The sequence below is a fragment of the Sphingopyxis sp. LK2115 genome, from assembly GCF_014595975.1.
In the GTDB taxonomy this organism is placed as follows: Bacteria; Pseudomonadota; Alphaproteobacteria; order Sphingomonadales; family Sphingomonadaceae; genus Sphingopyxis.
This window is the reverse complement of record NZ_JABWGQ010000050.1, coordinates 25877-42697: the sequence shown is the minus strand read 5'-3', so window position 1 is coordinate 42697 and position 16821 is coordinate 25877. Positions and strand designations below refer to the sequence as shown.

General features: G+C 65.4%; 16 protein-coding genes. 8 read left to right on the top strand and 8 right to left on the bottom strand.

What is annotated here, in order from left to right; translation table 11 throughout:
- Nucleotide 1: 1 nt before the first annotated feature.
- A complete protein-coding gene (locus HUW43_RS11520; protein ID WP_188237545.1) occupies nt 2-919 on the bottom strand; it encodes a DnaJ C-terminal domain-containing protein in 918 nt (305 codons plus the stop codon).
- A 132-nt stretch (nt 920-1051) separates the two neighbouring features.
- On the opposite strand from HUW43_RS11520, the gene pdxH reads away from it, so the two are divergent.
- Both pdxH and HUW43_RS11510 read left to right on the top strand, forming a co-directional pair.
- Nucleotides 1052-1630, top strand: coding sequence for a pyridoxamine 5'-phosphate oxidase (gene pdxH / locus HUW43_RS11515; protein ID WP_262926803.1), 579 nt, complete (start codon nt 1052-1054; stop codon nt 1628-1630).
- Nucleotides 1627-2448, top strand: a complete 822-nt coding sequence (locus HUW43_RS11510; RefSeq protein ID WP_188237544.1) for a PhzF family phenazine biosynthesis protein — start codon at nt 1627-1629, stop codon at nt 2446-2448. The genes pdxH and HUW43_RS11510 overlap by 4 nt, the downstream gene beginning before the upstream one ends.
- A gap of 135 nt (nt 2449-2583) precedes the next feature.
- On the opposite strand, the gene HUW43_RS11505 is transcribed toward HUW43_RS11510, so the two are convergent.
- The gene (locus tag HUW43_RS11505; protein ID WP_223181485.1) at nt 2584-3741 is read right to left on the bottom strand and encodes a serine hydrolase domain-containing protein; all 1158 of its coding nucleotides are present in this window, start codon (nt 3739-3741) and stop codon (nt 2584-2586) included.
- Between the two features lie 7 nt (nt 3742-3748).
- Between HUW43_RS11505 and HUW43_RS11500 the strand changes: the two genes are divergently transcribed.
- Entirely contained in the window at nt 3749-4162 is a 414-nt protein-coding gene (locus tag HUW43_RS11500) for a hypothetical protein (protein ID WP_411157943.1), read from the top strand.
- A gap of 40 nt (nt 4163-4202) precedes the next feature.
- Here HUW43_RS11500 and HUW43_RS11495 read toward each other — a convergent pair whose 3' ends face one another.
- Nucleotides 4203-4991 (bottom strand): helix-turn-helix domain-containing protein, encoded by a 789-nt coding sequence (locus HUW43_RS11495; RefSeq protein ID WP_188237542.1) that lies wholly within the window; start codon nt 4989-4991, stop codon nt 4203-4205.
- Nucleotides 4992-5206: 215 nt separating this feature from the next.
- On the bottom strand, nt 5207-6130 hold the full coding sequence (locus HUW43_RS11490) for an alpha/beta fold hydrolase (protein WP_188237541.1): 924 nt from the start codon (nt 6128-6130) through the stop codon (nt 5207-5209).
- Between the two features lie 385 nt (nt 6131-6515).
- Here HUW43_RS11490 and HUW43_RS11485 point away from each other — a divergent pair, with 385 nt between their 5' ends.
- From HUW43_RS11485 to HUW43_RS11475, 3 genes are all read left to right on the top strand, one after another.
- Nucleotides 6516-7694 (top strand): vWA domain-containing protein, encoded by a 1179-nt coding sequence (locus tag HUW43_RS11485; protein ID WP_188237540.1) that lies wholly within the window; start codon nt 6516-6518, stop codon nt 7692-7694.
- Nucleotides 7695-7877: 183 nt separating this feature from the next.
- Nucleotides 7878-8684, top strand: a complete 807-nt coding sequence (locus HUW43_RS11480) for a lipid II flippase Amj family protein (RefSeq protein WP_188237539.1) — start codon at nt 7878-7880, stop codon at nt 8682-8684.
- The gene (locus HUW43_RS11475; RefSeq protein ID WP_188237538.1) at nt 8677-9534 is read left to right on the top strand and encodes a DUF817 domain-containing protein; all 858 of its coding nucleotides are present in this window, start codon (nt 8677-8679) and stop codon (nt 9532-9534) included. The genes HUW43_RS11480 and HUW43_RS11475 overlap by 8 nt, the downstream gene beginning before the upstream one ends.
- 128 nt (nt 9535-9662) lie before the next feature.
- On the opposite strand, the gene HUW43_RS11470 is transcribed toward HUW43_RS11475, so the two are convergent.
- The 3 genes from HUW43_RS11470 to HUW43_RS11460 all read right to left on the bottom strand — a co-directional run bounded on the left by HUW43_RS11470 (nt 9663) and on the right by HUW43_RS11460 (nt 12819).
- The gene (locus tag HUW43_RS11470; RefSeq protein ID WP_188237537.1) at nt 9663-10907 is read right to left on the bottom strand and encodes a M24 family metallopeptidase; all 1245 of its coding nucleotides are present in this window, start codon (nt 10905-10907) and stop codon (nt 9663-9665) included.
- Nucleotides 10908-11065: 158 nt separating this feature from the next.
- Nucleotides 11066-12274, bottom strand: coding sequence for an exo-beta-N-acetylmuramidase NamZ domain-containing protein (locus HUW43_RS11465; RefSeq protein WP_188237536.1), 1209 nt, complete (start codon nt 12272-12274; stop codon nt 11066-11068).
- Nucleotides 12271-12819 carry a DOMON-like domain-containing protein gene (locus HUW43_RS11460; RefSeq protein WP_188237535.1) on the bottom strand — a complete coding sequence of 183 codons (549 nt, stop codon included), beginning with the start codon at nt 12817-12819 and terminating at the stop codon, nt 12271-12273. The genes HUW43_RS11465 and HUW43_RS11460 overlap by 4 nt, the downstream gene beginning before the upstream one ends.
- A 41-nt stretch (nt 12820-12860) precedes the next feature.
- Between HUW43_RS11460 and tyrS the strand changes: the two genes are divergently transcribed.
- On the top strand, nt 12861-14087 hold the full coding sequence (gene tyrS / locus HUW43_RS11455; protein ID WP_188237534.1) for a tyrosine--tRNA ligase: 1227 nt from the start codon (nt 12861-12863) through the stop codon (nt 14085-14087).
- A gap of 74 nt (nt 14088-14161) precedes the next feature.
- The gene (locus HUW43_RS11450) at nt 14162-14503 is read left to right on the top strand and encodes a PilZ domain-containing protein (RefSeq protein ID WP_188237533.1); all 342 of its coding nucleotides are present in this window, start codon (nt 14162-14164) and stop codon (nt 14501-14503) included.
- Between the two features lie 168 nt (nt 14504-14671).
- Here the strand turns inward: HUW43_RS11450 and recG are convergent, their stop codons facing one another.
- A complete protein-coding gene (gene recG / locus HUW43_RS11445; protein WP_188237532.1) occupies nt 14672-16738 on the bottom strand; it encodes an ATP-dependent DNA helicase RecG in 2067 nt (688 codons plus the stop codon).
- Nucleotides 16739-16821: the final 83 nt, after the last annotated feature.

Genomic DNA, 16821 nt, shown 5'->3' with positions numbered 1-16821 from the left:
GTCACACGCCGAGGTCCGCCCGCACGTTGCGCGGATCGTGCCATTCGCCCAGCAGCTTGACCAGCGCAGCGTCGTCGGCGGGCAGGTCGACCATGATCCGCACCAGCTGGTCGCCGCGGCCGCCGCCCTTCTGGCTGAACCCCTTGCCCTTGAGCCGCATGACCTTGCCCGACGAGGAACCCGCGGGGATCGACAGCATCACCGGGCCGTCGACCGTCGGCACCTTCACCTTCGCGCCCTTCACTGCTTCGGCCAGCGTGACGGGCAGGTCGAGCCGGATGTTGGCGCCGTCGCGCACGAAAAAGGGGTGGTCCTTGACCGTGATCGTCACGATCGCGTCGCCGTTGCCACCCGGTCCCGGCTGACCCTTGCCGGCCAGGCGCATCTGCGTTCCGGTTTCGACCCCGGCGGGCAGTTTGAGGTCGATCGTACTGCCGTCGGCCAGTGTGATCCGCTGCGGCGCCTGTGTCGCCGCGTCGACGAAGGACACCGACAGGCGATAGGGGATGTTGGCTCCTTTGGGCGGCGGTGCGCTGCGCCCGCCGAACCCGCCGAAAGGCCCGCTGCCGCGTCCGCCGAACAGACCTTCAAAAATATCGCCGAAATCGGCGCCGTCATTGCCGAAACCGGAAAACCCGCCCTGTGCGCGCGGATCGCCCCGAAAACCGCCGCCCCCATAGCCGAAGGGCATGGCCGGATTGCCGTCGGCGTCAATCTCGCCGCGGTCATATTGCGCACGCTTCGCCTTGTCCGAAAGCAGGTCATAGGCCTTGGTCACGTCGGAAAAGCGTTCCGACGCCTTCGGATTGTCCTTGTTCCTGTCGGGGTGCAATTCCTTGGCAAGCTTGCGATAGGCAGACTTGATCTCGGCTTCGCTCGCGCTTTTCGTAACACCAAGGGTGGAATAGGGATCGGCCATCTTGCTCCTGTAGCCTGATTAACGACTGGCCGTGAAGGCCCATTGCGCGGCGATGTGGGAATGCGGGCCGCGGCGATCAAGTTCCGCACATGTCGCTCGACCATGCGCGTTCTGCGCATTATGACCGCGTGCATGATCGACGATCCCCTGGCCCTGTTCGACAACTGGTTCGCCGAAGCGCGAGCAAGCGAGTCAAATGATTCCAATGCGATGGCGCTCGCGACGACGACACCCGACGGGCGCCCTTCGCTGCGCATGGTGCTGCTGAAAGGGCATGGGCCCGACGGTTTCGTCTTCTACACCAACCTTGACAGCCGCAAGGGCGGCGAACTGGCCGCGAACCCGCATGTCGCGCTGTTGTTCCACTGGAAATCGCTGCGCCGCCAGATTCGCATCGAAGGAAGCGCCACACCGGTCGACGACGCCACCGCCGACGCCTATTTCGCGACGCGCAGCCGCGACAGCCAGCTCGGCGCCTGGGCGAGCGACCAGTCGCGCCCGCTGGACAGCCGCGCGACCTTCGAGGCGCGCTTTGCCGAAATGCAGGCGCGCTTTGCGGGGCAGGACGTGCCGCGCCCGCCACGCTGGTCAGGCTGGCGCGTGACGCCCCAACGCATCGAGTTCTGGCAGGACCGTGCCCACCGGCTCCACGAACGCACCCTGTTCGAGCGCACCGGCGATGGCTGGACGAAGGGATATCTATACCCATGAGCGCACCGCGCCGCCTTGCGATCAGTCGCGTCGATGCCTTTGCCGACCGTCCCTTCACGGGCAATCCGGCCGCCGTGATGCCGCTCGACGAATGGCTCGACGATGCGACGCTGCTGGCGATCGCGGCCGAAAATAATCTGTCGGAAACCGCATTCCTCGTGCCCGATGAAAGCGGCGAGGCCGATTATGAGCTGCGTTGGTTCACCCCGACGGTCGAGGTTGCGCTGTGCGGCCATGCGACGCTGGCGAGCGGGCATGTGCTGCTGTCAGCGGCGCAGTGGCGCAGCGACATGCGTTTTCGCACGCGCAAGGCCGGCATCTTGCGGGTCGCGCGCAACGGTGAGGATGAGGGTTATCGGATGGCGCTGCCCGCCTATCCGCCCCTGCCCAGGGCGATGCCCGACATCGTCCGCGCGCTGTGCGGGCAACCGGTCGAAACGCTGTGGCACGCGAACGGATATGCGCTGATCGTCTATCCCGACGCGGCGAGCGTGCGTGCGCTCAAGCCCGACTTTCGCGCGTTGAGCGAGGGCAGCGACATCCTGTATATCGCGACCGCACCGGGCGCCGGCGACCCGTCGGGCGCCGACGTCGTCAGCCGTGTCTTTGCGCCCGGCGCCGGGATCGACGAAGACCCGGTCACCGGATCGGCGCACAGCGTGCTCACCCCCTATTGGACGGCGCGGCTGGGCCGCGATGCCTTTGCCGCCTGTCAGGCAAGCGCGCGCGGCGGCCACGTCGGCTGCCGCCTCGACGGCGACATGGTCGAACTGACGGGCCATTGCGTCACCACGCTGGTGGGCGATTTTCTGCTTTAGTCAACGGGCGAGCCGAGTCGGCCTTGGGGCGGCGAGATGTCGTAGCGGCCGTTTACCCCCTCGCTTGAGAAGGATGGGCTTTCTTTTGGGTTATGACCGCTTCCGGCCGAAACCGGCGACCCTTGCCGAACCGGCTCAAAGCGCCGCGGTCAAATCGGCCAGATGGCGACGCAGCGCCGGAAACTGATCGTCCCTGGTGACGCCCAGCCGCACGATCGTCACGCGCTGCGACGGTGAAACGATGATATATTGCCCCTGATGGCCGATCGCGGCGAACAGGTCGTTCGGGCCGCGATCGGGCCAGAGCGCGGGCTGGGCACCCGCCGGACGGCGGCGGTTGAGCCAGATATGCCCGCCATAGCCGGCATCGTTCGCCGACGGCGCCAGCATGAAGTCGATCCAGCTTTCGGGAAGCAGCCGTTGGCCGCCCACGACGCCGTCGTTGCGCAGAAACTCGCCGAACCGCGCATAGTCGCGGGCGGCCGCGTGCATGATCGACCCGCCGATCATCGTGCCCCTGGCATCGAATTCGGGCGTCAGACTGGTCATGCCGAGCGGTTCGACGAGCCGCCCGGCGATAAAGTCGCGCATCGCCTCGCGCCGCGCGTCGGGGCTTTCCGACGGGGTCAGCGTGTCGGCGATGATGTCCGCGAGGATGATGCTCGTCGCCGAGCTGTAATTGAACACCTCGCCGGGCTGCGCCGCCGCGGGCTTGGCTTCGGCAAAACCCGCCATGTCGTCGGCGCCTCCGCCGAACAGCATCTCCACCGTGTCGCCGTCCCAGACGGGATCGCCATTTTCGACATGTTCAAGGCCCGACGACATGTGGAGCAGGTGGCGGAGCGTGATCGCGCCGCGCGGATCGCCGCTGCGCTGCCACGCCGCGACTGGCGCCGGACCGTCGAGCGACAATTGCCCGTCGGCCACCAGAAAGCCGGTGAGCACCGCGGTGATGCTCTTTGCCATTGACCAGCTGATGAGCTTGCTGTCGGGGCCGAACCCGGCGGCATAGCGTTCATAGATCGGCTCGCCATCGCGCAGCACCAGCAGAGCGCGCGTCTGTCCCACCGCCTCTGCATCGGAGAACAGCGCGTCGGCGCGGGCGCGGATGGCCGCGGGCAAGGGGGGAAGCGCGGGCGGTGCGTCGGCCGCCGCCACATCGTCGAGCGAAAGGCCGAACTTCGGCGCGGGCGCTGCCGGGGCGAGGCTGCCCTGCCCCGCCGCCTGCGTCAGCGACCAGGCGCCAAGCATCGCGAGGGCGGCACTTGCCAGCAGCCGTTTTTTCATCATCATGGGCCGGGTGAATAGCACCAACCCCGCCGATCCATCAACGGGCGCGACGACCCCGCCCGCACCGCCACCATCGCCCGGCCCGGTTTCGCCACGCAAAAAACCGAGCCGCTGGGGCGGGTGCCTGCCGTGGGTGCTGATCGTCGGGGTGCTGCTCGCCGGGTTCGCGATCTGGCAATTCCCGGCGTTCAGGGCGCGGGCCGAACTCGGCGCCGCCTATGCCGCGCGCGTCGGCTGTTCATGCCGCTATGTCCAGGGGCGCAGCCTGGAAAGCTGTCAGAGCGACTTCGAGCCGGGGATGGAGATGGTGTCGCTGAGCGAAGATCCCGACACGAAAACGGTCATCGGCAGCGTCCCGCTGCTCGCATCGCGCAGCGCGCGCTATGCGGGGGCAAGCGGCTGCCTGCTCCGCCCGGAAAGTTAGGGCCGACAACGACCAGTCGGTCGGTGCCTCTTCAGCCCGGTCAAACTGCCGCGCCTTCGACGTCGGGCAGGACAGCCGACCGATGCCGCCGTCGCCACTCGCCCGGCGACATGCCCAGCTTGCGGCGAAAGCTTGCGCACAGATGCGCGTGGCTGGAAAAGCCGGTGGCAAAGGCTATCTCGGCGATCGACAGCGGGCGGTTCATCAGGAACCAGCAGGCGCGGCGCAGTCGCTGGCGCAGCACATATTGCGCGGGCGTCCGCCCCGTCGCGCGCGCGAAATGGACGATCAGGCTGTTGACCGACATGCCGGCCTCGGCCGCCATATCCTCGACGGTCAGCGGCATTTCGAGCTGGGCCTGGATGAAACGCATCAGCTGGTTGATGCGATCGCCGATCGCGGGCGGGTTGCAGCGGCTGGCCATTCCGGCCAGCGTTTCGTGAAGGATGGTGACAAAGGGATCGGCCGCCGCGCCATCGCCGGCTGCGAGCGCGCGGCCCAGCGCCGCCAGCACCCGATCGTGATGCGCGGCGAGGGCGCGAGTGCCCGGCGCGACAGTCAGCCGCGAGCGCGGGATTTCTATGTCGATGTAGCGCACGCCGCCGCCCTTGGCTTCGGCGCGATAGACGCACCCTGCGGGGATCAACCACATCTCGCCCGGCAAGGGATCGCCAAGCGACGTGCATTGCCCGTCCTGCCAGGTTTCGAGCCAGTGATAGCTTCCGGCCTCATAGAGGATGAGCGCGTGGACATCGCGTTCGATTGTCCAGCTTGACGGGCCATCGATCCGGTCGGTGATCGAGGCAACCCTGAGTCCGCCAACGTCCATGACAGGAATATGGCAGGAATGGGAGAATCTGAAAGCCTGCCATATCGGCCGATAATATGGTTAACTCGCCCCGCCCAAAGTCTTCGGCCCTGGTCGCAACCGGGTGATTTTGCGTGTGGCAAAATATGATTTCGCGTGCCCCAGACACGCAAGCACAGACCCCCCCCAACGGCGGGCGGCTCATGGGCCGCCCGCCATTTTTTTCGGCGATCCGCTCAGTCTTGCGCGAGGAAGGAATCGATCGCCGCATTGACGGCGTCGGGCGCATCCCACGGCACGAAATGCCCGCAATCGGGCACCTTGACGATCGTGACCGCCGGGACGAGTTCGATCATGCCGTCGAGATTGCACGGCGGCAGCGCGACATCGTCGAGCGCCCAGATCACCAGCGTCGGGATATCAAGCGTGGGAAATGGCGTCGCGGGCGGATCGGCATAGGGTTCGTCCATCGCGGGCACGGTCAGCGGCGAGGCGCGATACCAGTTGACCATCGCGCGGCAGGCGTCACGATCCTCCCAGTCCTTCAGCAAACGGCCGATCTCGTCGGCGGGTTGCAACCCGCCACTCGGCACCTTTCCCGCAAAGGCGTGGGCCAGAAGGCCCGCAATGCCGTGGTCGGCGATGATCGCATCGCTCGCGGGGTCGCGAAAGATGCGGATATACTGGCTCGCGGCGCGCTGTTCGGCATTGGTGGCAAGCAGGCGCTGAAAGATCGCGGGGTGCGGCGCGTTGGCGATCACCGCCCGCGTCACCCGCCCCGCCCACGCCGGGTGGAGCCCGCCCGGCTGACCGCCCAGCGCAACACCCCACGCAATCGCTCCACCCCAGTCATGTCCCACGATCGTGAACCGGTCGACGCCGAGCGCGTCGGCGAGAGCGAAAATGTCGGCGATCAGCTTGTCGGGGGTATAGGCGTCGACCTCCGGCGGCTTCGATGACCCGCGATAACCGCGCTGGTCGGGCGCGATACAGCGAAAGCGGCCCGCAAAATGGGGAAGCTGGTGCCGCCAGGTGCGATGCGATTCGGGAAAACCGTGGAGGAAGATCAGCGCGGGCGCGTCGCGCGGCCCGATATCGACCACGTCGAGTTCGATGCCGGTCGAAAGCGTCACCCGCTGTTGCTCGAAATCGCCGATCATGCGCATCGCTCCTTTGGTTTCGTTTCAAAACCAATCTGGCGGCGATCGCCGCGCCTGGCAAGCGGCAACAGGTGCCCGGACGCCGATGGCGCGTGAGATCAGCGGGCGATCCGGTCGGGGTGGAAGCGGACATGGCGGTTCCTCCCCGGAACGGGGGACGGCAACCCGCAGGGCGGACGGAAAGACCCAAACTCTCGTCACGATGCCATGTTCCGGTCGCTCCATCTCCGTTTCGAAACGGGCCCCCTCCCCGTTCCGGGGGAATGTAAACGGCAGATCCCGGCCAAATGGCGTCATCCGAAAATGGATCTTGCTCCGGCCGTCCGTCACCTTCCGTAAACGTAAAGTGATTGCACCCGCCGCGTCGACAGGTTACGCCTGCCGCATGTTTTTCGGTTTCCTCGACGAGCTTCGCGCCGCGGGCATTCCCGCCAGCCTGAAAGAGCATCTGATGCTGCTGGAGGCGCTCGACCGCGAGGTCATCGACCGCACCCCTGAACAATTTTATTATCTATCCCGCGCGATTTTTGTGAAGGACGAAGGCCTGCTCGATCGTTTCGACCAGGTGTTCAACAAGGTTTTCAAGGGACTGCTCGCCGATTACGGTCAGAATCCCGTCGACATTCCCGAAGAATGGCTGAAAGCCGTTGCCGAGAAATATCTCACCGCCGAAGAGATGGAAGCGATCAGGTCGCTGGGCGACTGGGACGCGATCATGGAGACGCTGAAAAAGCGGCTTGAGGAACAGCAGAAGCGCCATGAGGGCGGCAACAAATGGATCGGCACCGGCGGCACCAGCCCCTTCGGCAATTCGGGCTATAACCCCGAAGGCGTCCGCATAGGCGGCGAGAGCAGGCACAAGCGCGCGCTGAAAGTCTGGGAAAAGCGCGAGTTCCAGAATCTCGACAACACAAAGGAACTCGGCACCCGCAACATCAAGATCGCGCTCCGCCGACTGCGCAAGTTCGCGCGCGAGGGCGCAGCCGACGAGCTCGATATAGCCGGCACGATCGACGGCACCGCGCGGCAGGGCTGGCTCGACATCAAGATGCGCCCCGAGCGGCGCAATGCGGTCAAGCTGCTGCTCTTCCTCGACGTCGGCGGGTCGATGGACCCGTTCATCAAGCTGTGCGAGGAATTGTTCAGCGCCGCGACGAGCGAGTTCAAGAATCTGGAGTTCTTCTATTTCCACAACTGCCCCTATGAAGGGGTGTGGAAAGACAACCGGCGTCGCTGGTCCGAACGCACGCCGATGTGGGACATCCTTCACAAATATGGCCATGATTACAAGGTCGTCTTCGTCGGCGATGCGTCGATGAGCGCCTATGAAATCACCCACCCCGGTGGCAGCGTCGAACATTTCAACGAAGAATCGGGCGCGGTGTGGCTCCAGCGGATTACGCATGTCTATCCGGCAGCGGTGTGGCTGAACCCGGTGCCCGAAGCGCATTGGGGCTACACCCAGTCGGTGAAGCTGATCAAACAGCTGATGAACGACCGCATGTATCCGCTGACCCTCGCGGGCCTTGACGATGCGATGCGCGAACTGACGCGCAAGCATTGATTCCCGCCGCTCCCCGATTCCGGCGCAGACCGGGATCACGACTTCTTCGCTGGCAATGTTGAACCGATCCCCTAATCCCCTTCGTGTCGAGCGAAGCCGAGACACCCCAACGCCGCGCGCGACCGATGGGTGCCTCGGCTTCGCTCGACGTGAACGGATTTCAGAAGCTCCTTCAGGCCCGCCATGATCGACCTCCCCCTTGTCACGATCCTGCTGCTCACCGGCTTCATCAACCTGATCGGCGCGCTCGCCTATGCCGCGCGCATCGCCGGGGTGCGCACCCGCCGCATCGCCATGTCGTTCGCGCTGTTCAACATCCTCGTGCTCTTCTCGCGCACCTCGAACAGCTTCCTTGGGCCTTTCCTTGCCAAGCGGATCGAGACGCGTATCCACGACGGCAGCGGCGGGCATCTGTTCCTCGACATGCAGCTGGTGCTGGCGGCCGCGAGCGTGGCGACGCTGATCGGCATTTTGCTGGTGCCGACGGGGCAGCGCATGTTCGCCGCGGCGATCGGCTGGTATCAGGATAATCGGTCGACGACGAAGCTCGCGCTGAAGGCGGCAAGTCCGAGCGGGCTTCGGACATTGGCCCGATCACTGACGTTTCCCGGCCTGTCGCACCTCAGGAACTGGCGGATGCCGAAGGGCATCGGCTGGGGCGTGTTGATCGCCAACTGCCTTGCGCAATCGCTGCTCGCCGTCGGCGTCGTCGCGTCGCTCTATGCCGGCTATCTTGCGCCAGAGTTTCGCGTTACCGCGTCGCAGCTGTCGGCGCTGATCAACGGCTTTGCGACGATCCTGCTGTTCGCTTTCATCGACCCGCAATTGTCGGTGATGACCGATGACGCGGTCGAGGGTAAGGTCGACGAGGCCGACTTCCGCCGCGCGATTACCCTCATCTCGCTGAGCCGCCTTGCCGGTACGGTGCTGGCGCAGGCGCTGCTGCTTCCTGCCGCGATGCTGATCGCGTGGGTTGCGGTCCATGTCTGATCGCGAACGCGGCCACAGCCGCTTTCACGCGGTTCGCGCGCAACTGGAAGCGATGGCGGTTACGCCGGGGCCGCGCGGCTGGTTTCTCGAACTTCTGGTGTTTGGGTTCAAGCAGGGCTGGGCCTGCCTGTTCGGCGGCCTGATGCTCGCACTGCTGCTCGGCACGCATTTCTTCTGGCCCGACGATGCGCCGCTCCATCGCTACGACGCGATCACCATCGGCGCGCTGCTCATCCAGCTTGCCATGCTCGCCTTTCGGCTCGAAACGCCACGGGAAGCGCTGGTCATCCTCATCTTCCACATCGTCGGCACGGTGATGGAACTGTTCAAGACCGCCGCGGGATCGTGGCAATATCCCGAAGCGAGCCTGCTCCACATCGGCGCGGTGCCGCTTTTCTCTGGTTTCATGTATGCCGCGGTCGGCAGCTATATCGCGCGCGTCTGGCGGATCTTCGACTTTCGCTACACGGGCTATCCGCCAGTCTGGACAAGCTATGTGCTTGCCGTCGCCATCTATATCAATTTCTTCGCCCACCATTGGACCTATGACGTCCGCTGGTTGCTGTTCGCGGCGACCGGCCTGCTCTTCTGGCGCTGTCAGGTGTGGTTCCGTCCGCTCCACGTCCATCGCCGGATGCCTCTGCTCGTCGGCTGGGGGCTGGTCGCGTTGTTCATCTGGTTCGCCGAAAATATCGGCACCTTTGCCCGCGCCTGGACCTATCCGAGCCAGAATGACGGCTGGCACATGGTCGGGCCGGAAAAGCTCGGCAGCTGGTATCTGCTGATGATCATTTCGTTCGTGCTGGTAAGTTTGGTGCAGCGGCCGAAAGAACCTGACGCGAACGCCTGATACGTGGGTGCCGAGCTGGTCGAAGCGCCGTCCTTCTTCCTGCGGCGCCAAAGGAATGAACGGCCCCCTTCGGCGGATTGGTCAGTCGCCCAGAACAGGCGTCGCCAGGTTCGGGGTGAACGGATTTATCAGTCGAAAGGATGATCCAGCGACGGCGGCGGTTCGCTGAACCATTTCGGCCCGCTGTCGGTCATATGGAAACAATCCTCGATCCGGATGCCGAACTCGCCCGGAATATAAATCCCCGGCTCGTTCGAGAAACACATGCCGGGCGCAAGCCGCTTCGTTTCGCCGCGCACCAGATTCACCGGCTCGTGCCCGTCGAGCCCGATGCCATGACCGGTGCGGTGCGAGGTGCCGGGAAGTTTATAGTCCGGTCCCCAGCCGAGGCTTTCATAATATGCGCGCACCGCGTCATCGACTGCGCCCGCCGGGGTGCCAAGCTTTGCGGCGGCGAAGGCGACATCCTGTCCCTTGCGCATCTGGTCCCAGACCTGCCGCTGGCGCGGGCTCGCCTTGCCGTAAACGAAGCTGCGCGAAATGTCCGACTGATAGCCATGGACCGAGGCGCCGCAGTCCATCAGCACCACCTCGCCCGGCGTCACCGCCTGCGGCTTGCCGCTCCCATGCGGATAAGCGCTCGCCTCGCCGAGCAGGATCAGCTCGAACTCGCTCTTGCCGCCGAGCGCCACCGTCGCGGCGCGCATGATCGCGCCGATCTCGGCGGGCGTCATCCCGGCCTCGATCCGCGGCGCCGTGTGGCGATAGGCGGCGACCGTGATGTCGTTCGCGACCTGCATCAGCGCAATTTCGGCCGCGGATTTGTGCATCCGGCACCCGCGCACGACGGGCGCGCCATTGACGAGGGTGGCGTCGGGCATGGCTTGCTTCAGCCCGTCGACTGCGAAATACCGCACCGTTTCCTCGACTCCGATCTTGCCCCTGGCCAGCCCGCGTCTGCCAAGCCAGGCCGCGACGGCAGCAAGCGGGTTCTCATCCTCGTTCCAGGTCAGCACCTCGGCGCCGACGCCCAGGCTTTCGCGCACCGATGGTTCTTCGAAAAAGGGCGTGACCACCGCCACCTCGCCCTCGCGCGTCAGCACCGCGGCGGTCAGCCTTTCGCTGCGCGACCAGCGCACCCCGGTGAAGTAGATCAGGCTGGATCCCGGCTCGATCAGCAGCGCGCCGATGTCGTTCGCGGCCATCAATTCCCTGGCCTGGGCGATCCGCGCCATGCGCTCGGCGGTGCCGATCGGCACCGCGGCCGCGGCAAGGTTGGGCAGGCCCGCCGTATCGGCGGCCAGCGCCGATACCGATGCTGTCAATGCGAGTCCGGTCAGTGCCGCAGTCCGCATGAATTGCCGCCGGTGCATCACAACTCTCTCCCGTTCCCGTTCACCCGAACCTGTCGAAGCCTGTCCCCTTTCGACCGACAAGCCAGTCGAAGGGGGCCGTTCTTTCCGTCAGCGTCATGGAAGAACGGTGCTTCGACAAGTTCGGCACGAACGGATCTGATGTTCGCGAAAATCGACTAACGATAAAGCAAAAGCCCTTCCACCTCGTCCCGCCAGCCCGCCTCATCGGGCAGCGAGAGCGCATCGAGGTCGCCCGGTTCGGCGTCCGCATCGTCGACCCACGCGCGCAACTCCGGTCCGCCGTTGATCACGTCGATCGCCAGCATGTCCTCGGTATATTCATATTTGAAATCGAGCCCGCGCCAGATCGGATAGTCGGGCCAGAGCGAGCGGATCGCCTTGAACCCCAGCGCCTGCACGCGCCACGGGCGAAAGGCGGCATGGTCGTACCACGCACCCTCGGCATGGATATGGACGCCGCTGCAAAGTTGCCCGACATGTTTGTGGAAGGTCGGCTGGAACCAGATGTCGCGCAGCTTGCACCCGCCCAGCCATTCGGGCGCCAGCCGGTGCATCTCGGCGATCACCGCCTTGGCGTCGATGTCGGGCGCCCCGAACAGTTCGAGCGGGCGCGTCGTGCCGCGCCCTTCACTGAGCGTCGCGCCCTCGACCATCACCGTGCCGGCATAGGCGCGGGCCATGTTGACGTTCGGCGCATTGGGACTGGGGTTGATCCAGACGCGATCCGCCGGCCAGCCAAAGCCGGGGCCATCGGGTTCCCATCCCTCCATCTCGATGACGCGATAGTCGACATCGAGGTTGAAATGGCGGATAAACCAGTGCCCCATCTCGCCCATCGTCAGCCCGTGGCGCATGACCATCGGCCCCGCGCCGACGAAACTTTCCCAACCAGAACGCAGGCGCGTCCCTTCGACGGGTCGCCCGGCGGGATTGGGGCGGTCGAGCACCCACACCGCCTTGCCATGCTGCGCCGCGGCCTCCAGCACATAGAGCAGGGTCGTGACATATGTGTAGATGCGGCAGCCGAGATCCTGAAGGTCGACGAGCATCACGTCGAAACTGTGCATCGACTGGCCGGTCGGGCGCCGCACCTCACCATATAGGCTAAAACATGGCACTTCATACACCGGATCGGTGAAATCGGGCGACTCCATCATATTGTCCTGCAGGTCGCCGCGCACGCCATGCTGCGGGCCGAACACCGCCGTGACCTTGACCCCCGCGGCAATCAGCGCATCAAGGCTGTGCGTCAATTCGGCCGTGACCGAGGCGGGATGGGCGAGCAGCGCGACGCGCTTGCCCCCGAGCGGTTTCAGGAGCGCCGGGTCGGCGAGCAGGCGGTCGATACCGAAAAGCGTCGTCATGCCCGCCCGCGTGCCTCAAGCGTCAGGGCAAAGCAATCGGGATGGTGGAAATCGGGCTGCCCCGGCGGATGGGCGAGCGCCCAATAGCTTTTGGTGCCATCGATTTCCTCGATCACCGCGGCGAGGCCCAGCTTTGCGCCGACATCGGGAAAAATGCCCGGCTCGATCCGCAGCGCATAGCTTTGTTCGCCGCGTTCCGCCGAGATTTCCCACGGCGCCAGATCGTCGGAGCGCAGGAGCGAACGATAATCGTCGAACTGGTAACAGGCCCAGCGCCCATCGGGCGCATAGTTGAATTCGGTATAATCCGCCTGCCCCTCTTCGGTCAGAAATGCCTCGAAACAGGTGCTTTCCCACAGGCCGTCGGTGGCGCTGTCGGCGATGACCAGCTCGCCCTCGCCATCGGGCAGCACCAGATCGGCGATCGCGCCGGCGACGATGAAACGGAGGGCAAAGCCATCGTCGAACGACAGGCTGACCTCGACCGCGACCGATCGCACGGCGCGCGCGGGCGTGCCGGGGTGACAGATCAGCTCCTTGCGCATGCTATCCAAATATCAAACCCCATGCTAAGCGCCCGCCCGCTATGACGAACTATAAATCCGACCTGCTGCGCCTTCTCGACGAGCGAGGCTATATCCATCAGATGACCGACGCGGAAGGGCTCGATGCGCTTGCCGCGAAACAGATCGTCCCCGGATATATCGGGTTCGACGCCACCGCGCCCTCGCTCCACGTCGGCAGCCTCGTTCAGATCATGATGCTGCGCCGGCTGCAACAGACGGGGCACAAGCCCATCGTGCTGATGGGCGGCGGAACGACGCGGATCGGCGACCCAACGGGGCGCGACGAAAGCCGCAAGATGCTCTCGGACGAGACGATCGCGGCGAACATCGCGTCGATCTTCGGCATCTTTCGGCAGTTCCTGAACTTCGGCGACGGCCCGACCGACGCGGTGATGGTCGACAATCAGGACTGGCTCGGCAAGCTCGGCTATATCGAGCTGCTCCAGGAAGTCGGCACGCATTTCACGATCAACCGCATGTTGACCTTTGATTCGGTCAAGCTGCGGCTCGATCGCGAACAGCCGATGACCTTCCTCGAGTTCAATTACATGATCCTCCAGGGTTATGACTTTCGCCACCTGTCGCGCGAAATGGGCGTGCGGCTTCAGATGGGCGGGTCGGACCAGTGGGGCAATATCGTGAACGGCATGGAGCTGGGACGCCGCATGGACGGCGCCGACCTCTATGGCCTGACGACTCCGCTGCTCACCACCGCCGCGGGCGCCAAAATGGGCAAAACCGCCGCCGGCGCGGTCTGGCTCAATCCCGATCAACTGTCCCATTTTGACTATTGGCAATATTGGCGCAACTGCGACGACCGCGACGTCGGCAAGTTTCTGAAGCTCTTTACCGACCTGCCGCTGGACGAGATCGCGCGATTGGAAAAGCTCGCGGGCGCCGAGATCAACGAGGCGAAGAAAATCCTGGCGAACGAGGCGACCGCGATGTGCCGCGGCGCCGACGCGGCCAAGGCTGCCGCCGAAACGGCGGCGCAAACCTTTGAAAAGGGACAGATTGGCGGCGACCTTCCGCGCGTCGCGGCGCCTGCCGACGGGATCGGCATCGTCGATGCCCTGCGCGAACTCGGCTTCGCCGCGTCGAACAAGGAAGCGCGCCGCAAGCTCGAAGAGGGCGCGGTGAAGGTCGGCGGCAGCGTCGTTCGCGACCCCGCCCATCGCATCGTCCCGTCCGACGGCGACGTTCCCCTGAGCCTCGGCGCCAAAAAACACGGGCTCGTGACCCGTTAAGGCGGCAAAGATCATTTACCACTTCTTCAGCATTCCGGTGGAACGTCATGCCCAAACCAGCAAGGTCCACGAAAATGCGCAAGATCGACACGAGCAAGGCCCATTATGTCGGCCTCGACCAGCGGATCGCTCCGCGGAGCGACGTCTATTGCCGCCTGCCCTTCGTCATGCCTGACGGTCGGCAGGAAATGTGCACCTGCGTCAACATCAGCGCCGACGGCCTGCTGATGCGTTTCGAACGCGGGCTCGATCCCGGCGACCTTGTCGTATTCCGGATGCCGATCATCGGCCGGGCGGCCGCCAAGGTGGTCTGGTCGCTGGGCGGCAAGACCGGTGTGCAGTTCGAAAAATCCATCTCCGCCGAGGATTATCTGCCGATGATCCGCGCGATGGGCGCGCGCGCCGATGTGAATTAGAAGACGCGGATTCCTCGAAACCCGTTCGCCCCGAGCTTGCCGAAACCGGTCCTGCGCGCCTGCCTTGGCAGGCCGTCGAAGGGGGGCATTCTTCCTTTCGGCGCAGAAACAAGACGAACGGCGTTTTGGCAAGCCCGGCACGAATGGCGTGCGACGCGCCCGCGCGGGTCAGCCACTCCTTAGTAACGGCACCGCCGCATCGCGCTCGAAAAGGTAGAGGCAAAGCCGCACCGCATCGCCGCGCGCGCCGTCCATGCCGCCGTCGCGTTCGACGAACAGGCGCGCATCGTCGTGAGCGACGGGGAGCAAGCGCACCAATTGATCGGGATTCGCAAGCCGGTAGTCGGCCTCCCCCGATTGCTTGAGGCCCAGAAGTTCGCCGCCGCCGCGCAGTTCGAGATCCTTTTCGGCAATCACGAACCCGTCGTTGGTCTCGCGCATCAACGCCAGCCGCTCGCGCGCCGTATCCGACAGGGTCGGCGAACGCAGCAGCAGGCACACCGATTTCGGCGACCCGCGCCCGACGCGGCCGCGCAGCTGGTGCAGCTGGGCCAGCCCGAAATGCTCGGCATGTTCGACGACCATCAGGCTGGCGGCGGGAACATCGACACCGACCTCGATCACCGTGGTCGCAACGAGCACGCCGATCGCCCCGGCCTGAAAGCGCGCCATGACATCGTCCTTGTCACCCCCCTTCATCCGGCCATGCACCAGCCCGACACGGTCGGCGCCCAGCCGCTCGCGCAGCAATGCCGCGCGTTCTTCGGCTGCGGCCAGCTCGCTCGCCTCGCTCTCGGCGACGAGCGGGCAGACCCAATAGGCTTGCGCGCCGGTTGCAAGATGGCGTTCGAGCGAGGCGACGACCTCGTCCAGCCGCTCGACCGACACGACGCGCGTGTCGACCGGCGTGCGCCCCGGCGGCATCTCGTCAAGCCGCGACACGTCCATCTCGCCATGGTTGGCGAGCAAAAGCGTGCGCGGGATGGGCGTCGCGGTCATCACCAGCAAGTGCGGCGGACGGATGGCCTTTTGAGTGAGCATCAGCCGCTGCGCGACACCGAACCGATGCTGTTCGTCGACGACGACCAGCGCGAGATCCCTGTATGTCACCGCCTGCTGGAAAATCGCGTGGGTGCCGACCAGAATGTCGATGCTGCCGTCGGCCAGCCCCATCAGCGTCGATTCGCGCACCCGCCCCTTGTCGCGCCCGGTCAATATCGCAAGGTTCACCGGCAGCCCGGCGAGCATCGTCTGCAAGGTCGCGAAATGCTGGCGCGCAAGGATTTCGGTCGGCGCCAGCAGCGCTGCCTGCGTCCCCGCCTCGACCGCGGTGAGCATCGCGCGCAGCGCGACCAGCGTCTTGCCCGACCCGACATCGCCCTGCAGCATCCGCAGCATCGGCGTGTCCCGCGCCATGTCGCCCGCAATCTCGCGCCCCACGCGCTCCTGCGCCCCCGTCAGGCCAAAAGGCAACCGCAACCTGCCTGTCAGGCGGCCATCGCCGACGATCGCGCGCCCCCTGCGGTTGCGCAGCCGCTGGCGGATCAGCATCAACGCGACCTGGTTCGCGAAAATCTCGTCATAGGCCAGCCGGTCGCGCGCCGCCTCGTCGCGCGGGCTGGCATGTGCGCGCGCGAGCGCCTCGCGCCACGCCGGCCAGCCCCGGCTGGCGAGCAGGGGCGCGTCGATCCACTCGGCGAGTTCGGGCCGCCGTTCGAGCGCCACCGCCGCAAGCTGTGACAGGCGCGCGTTGGTCAGCCCCTCGGTCAGCGGATAGACAGGCTCATGCTCGGCTATCGCACCGCCATCGCCGGGTTCGGCGACATGGTCGGGATGGACGATCTGGCGCGTCTCGCCATACAGATCGAGCCGCCCCGACACGCGGCGCGTCTCACCGATCGGGAAGAGCTTGCGCGCCAGCCCCGACGTCCGCCCGAAATAGACGAGCCGCACATGGTCGCCCGCACGGTCGAACGCCTCGACCCCGAAGGGCGCGCGTGGAGAGCGGCCGGGGCGATAGTCGCGCGCGGTCACCTCGACGATGATCGTCTGCCCCGGCTGCGCCTGGTCGATCCGGTCGACGGAGACGCGCGAGATGAGCCCGGTCGGAAGATGGAACAGCACGTCGACGACGCGCTCCAGCCCCAGCCGCGCCAGCGGCTTGGCCAGCTGCGGCCCGACGCCTTTCAGGTCGGTGAGCGCGGCAAAGAGCGGGTTGAGGATTTCGGGTCGCATCGCTAGGGCGTGTCTAAACCCTAATCCTTCATCTTGCCCAGCCCCTCATCTCCGTTCGCATCCAGCGAAGTCGAGATGCCCCT

Bases quoted from the DNA above. Each gene is read 5' to 3' on its own strand.
- HUW43_RS11520 (WP_188237545.1), bottom strand. From the start codon at position 919: ATGGCCGATCCCTATTCCACCCTTGGTGTTACGAAAAGCGCGAGCGAA.
- pdxH (WP_262926803.1), top strand. From the start codon at position 1,052: ATGATCGACGATCCCCTGGCCCTGTTCGACAACTGGTTCGCCGAAGCG.
- HUW43_RS11510 (WP_188237544.1), top strand. From the start codon at position 1,627: ATGAGCGCACCGCGCCGCCTTGCGATCAGTCGCGTCGATGCCTTTGCC.
- HUW43_RS11505 (WP_223181485.1), bottom strand. From the start codon at position 3,741: ATGATGATGAAAAAACGGCTGCTGGCAAGTGCCGCCCTCGCGATGCTT.
- HUW43_RS11495 (WP_188237542.1), bottom strand. From the start codon at position 4,991: ATGGACGTTGGCGGACTCAGGGTTGCCTCGATCACCGACCGGATCGAT.
- HUW43_RS11490 (WP_188237541.1), bottom strand. From the start codon at position 6,130: ATGATCGGCGATTTCGAGCAACAGCGGGTGACGCTTTCGACCGGCATC.
- HUW43_RS11485 (WP_188237540.1), top strand. From the start codon at position 6,516: ATGTTTTTCGGTTTCCTCGACGAGCTTCGCGCCGCGGGCATTCCCGCC.
- HUW43_RS11480 (WP_188237539.1), top strand. From the start codon at position 7,878: ATGATCGACCTCCCCCTTGTCACGATCCTGCTGCTCACCGGCTTCATC.
- HUW43_RS11475 (WP_188237538.1), top strand. From the start codon at position 8,677: ATGTCTGATCGCGAACGCGGCCACAGCCGCTTTCACGCGGTTCGCGCG.
- HUW43_RS11470 (WP_188237537.1), bottom strand. From the start codon at position 10,907: ATGCACCGGCGGCAATTCATGCGGACTGCGGCACTGACCGGACTCGCA.
- HUW43_RS11465 (WP_188237536.1), bottom strand. From the start codon at position 12,274: ATGACGACGCTTTTCGGTATCGACCGCCTGCTCGCCGACCCGGCGCTC.
- HUW43_RS11460 (WP_188237535.1), bottom strand. From the start codon at position 12,819: ATGCGCAAGGAGCTGATCTGTCACCCCGGCACGCCCGCGCGCGCCGTG.
- tyrS (WP_188237534.1), top strand. From the start codon at position 12,861: ATGACGAACTATAAATCCGACCTGCTGCGCCTTCTCGACGAGCGAGGC.
- HUW43_RS11450 (WP_188237533.1), top strand. From the start codon at position 14,162: ATGCGCAAGATCGACACGAGCAAGGCCCATTATGTCGGCCTCGACCAG.
- recG (WP_188237532.1), bottom strand. From the start codon at position 16,738: ATGCGACCCGAAATCCTCAACCCGCTCTTTGCCGCGCTCACCGACCTG.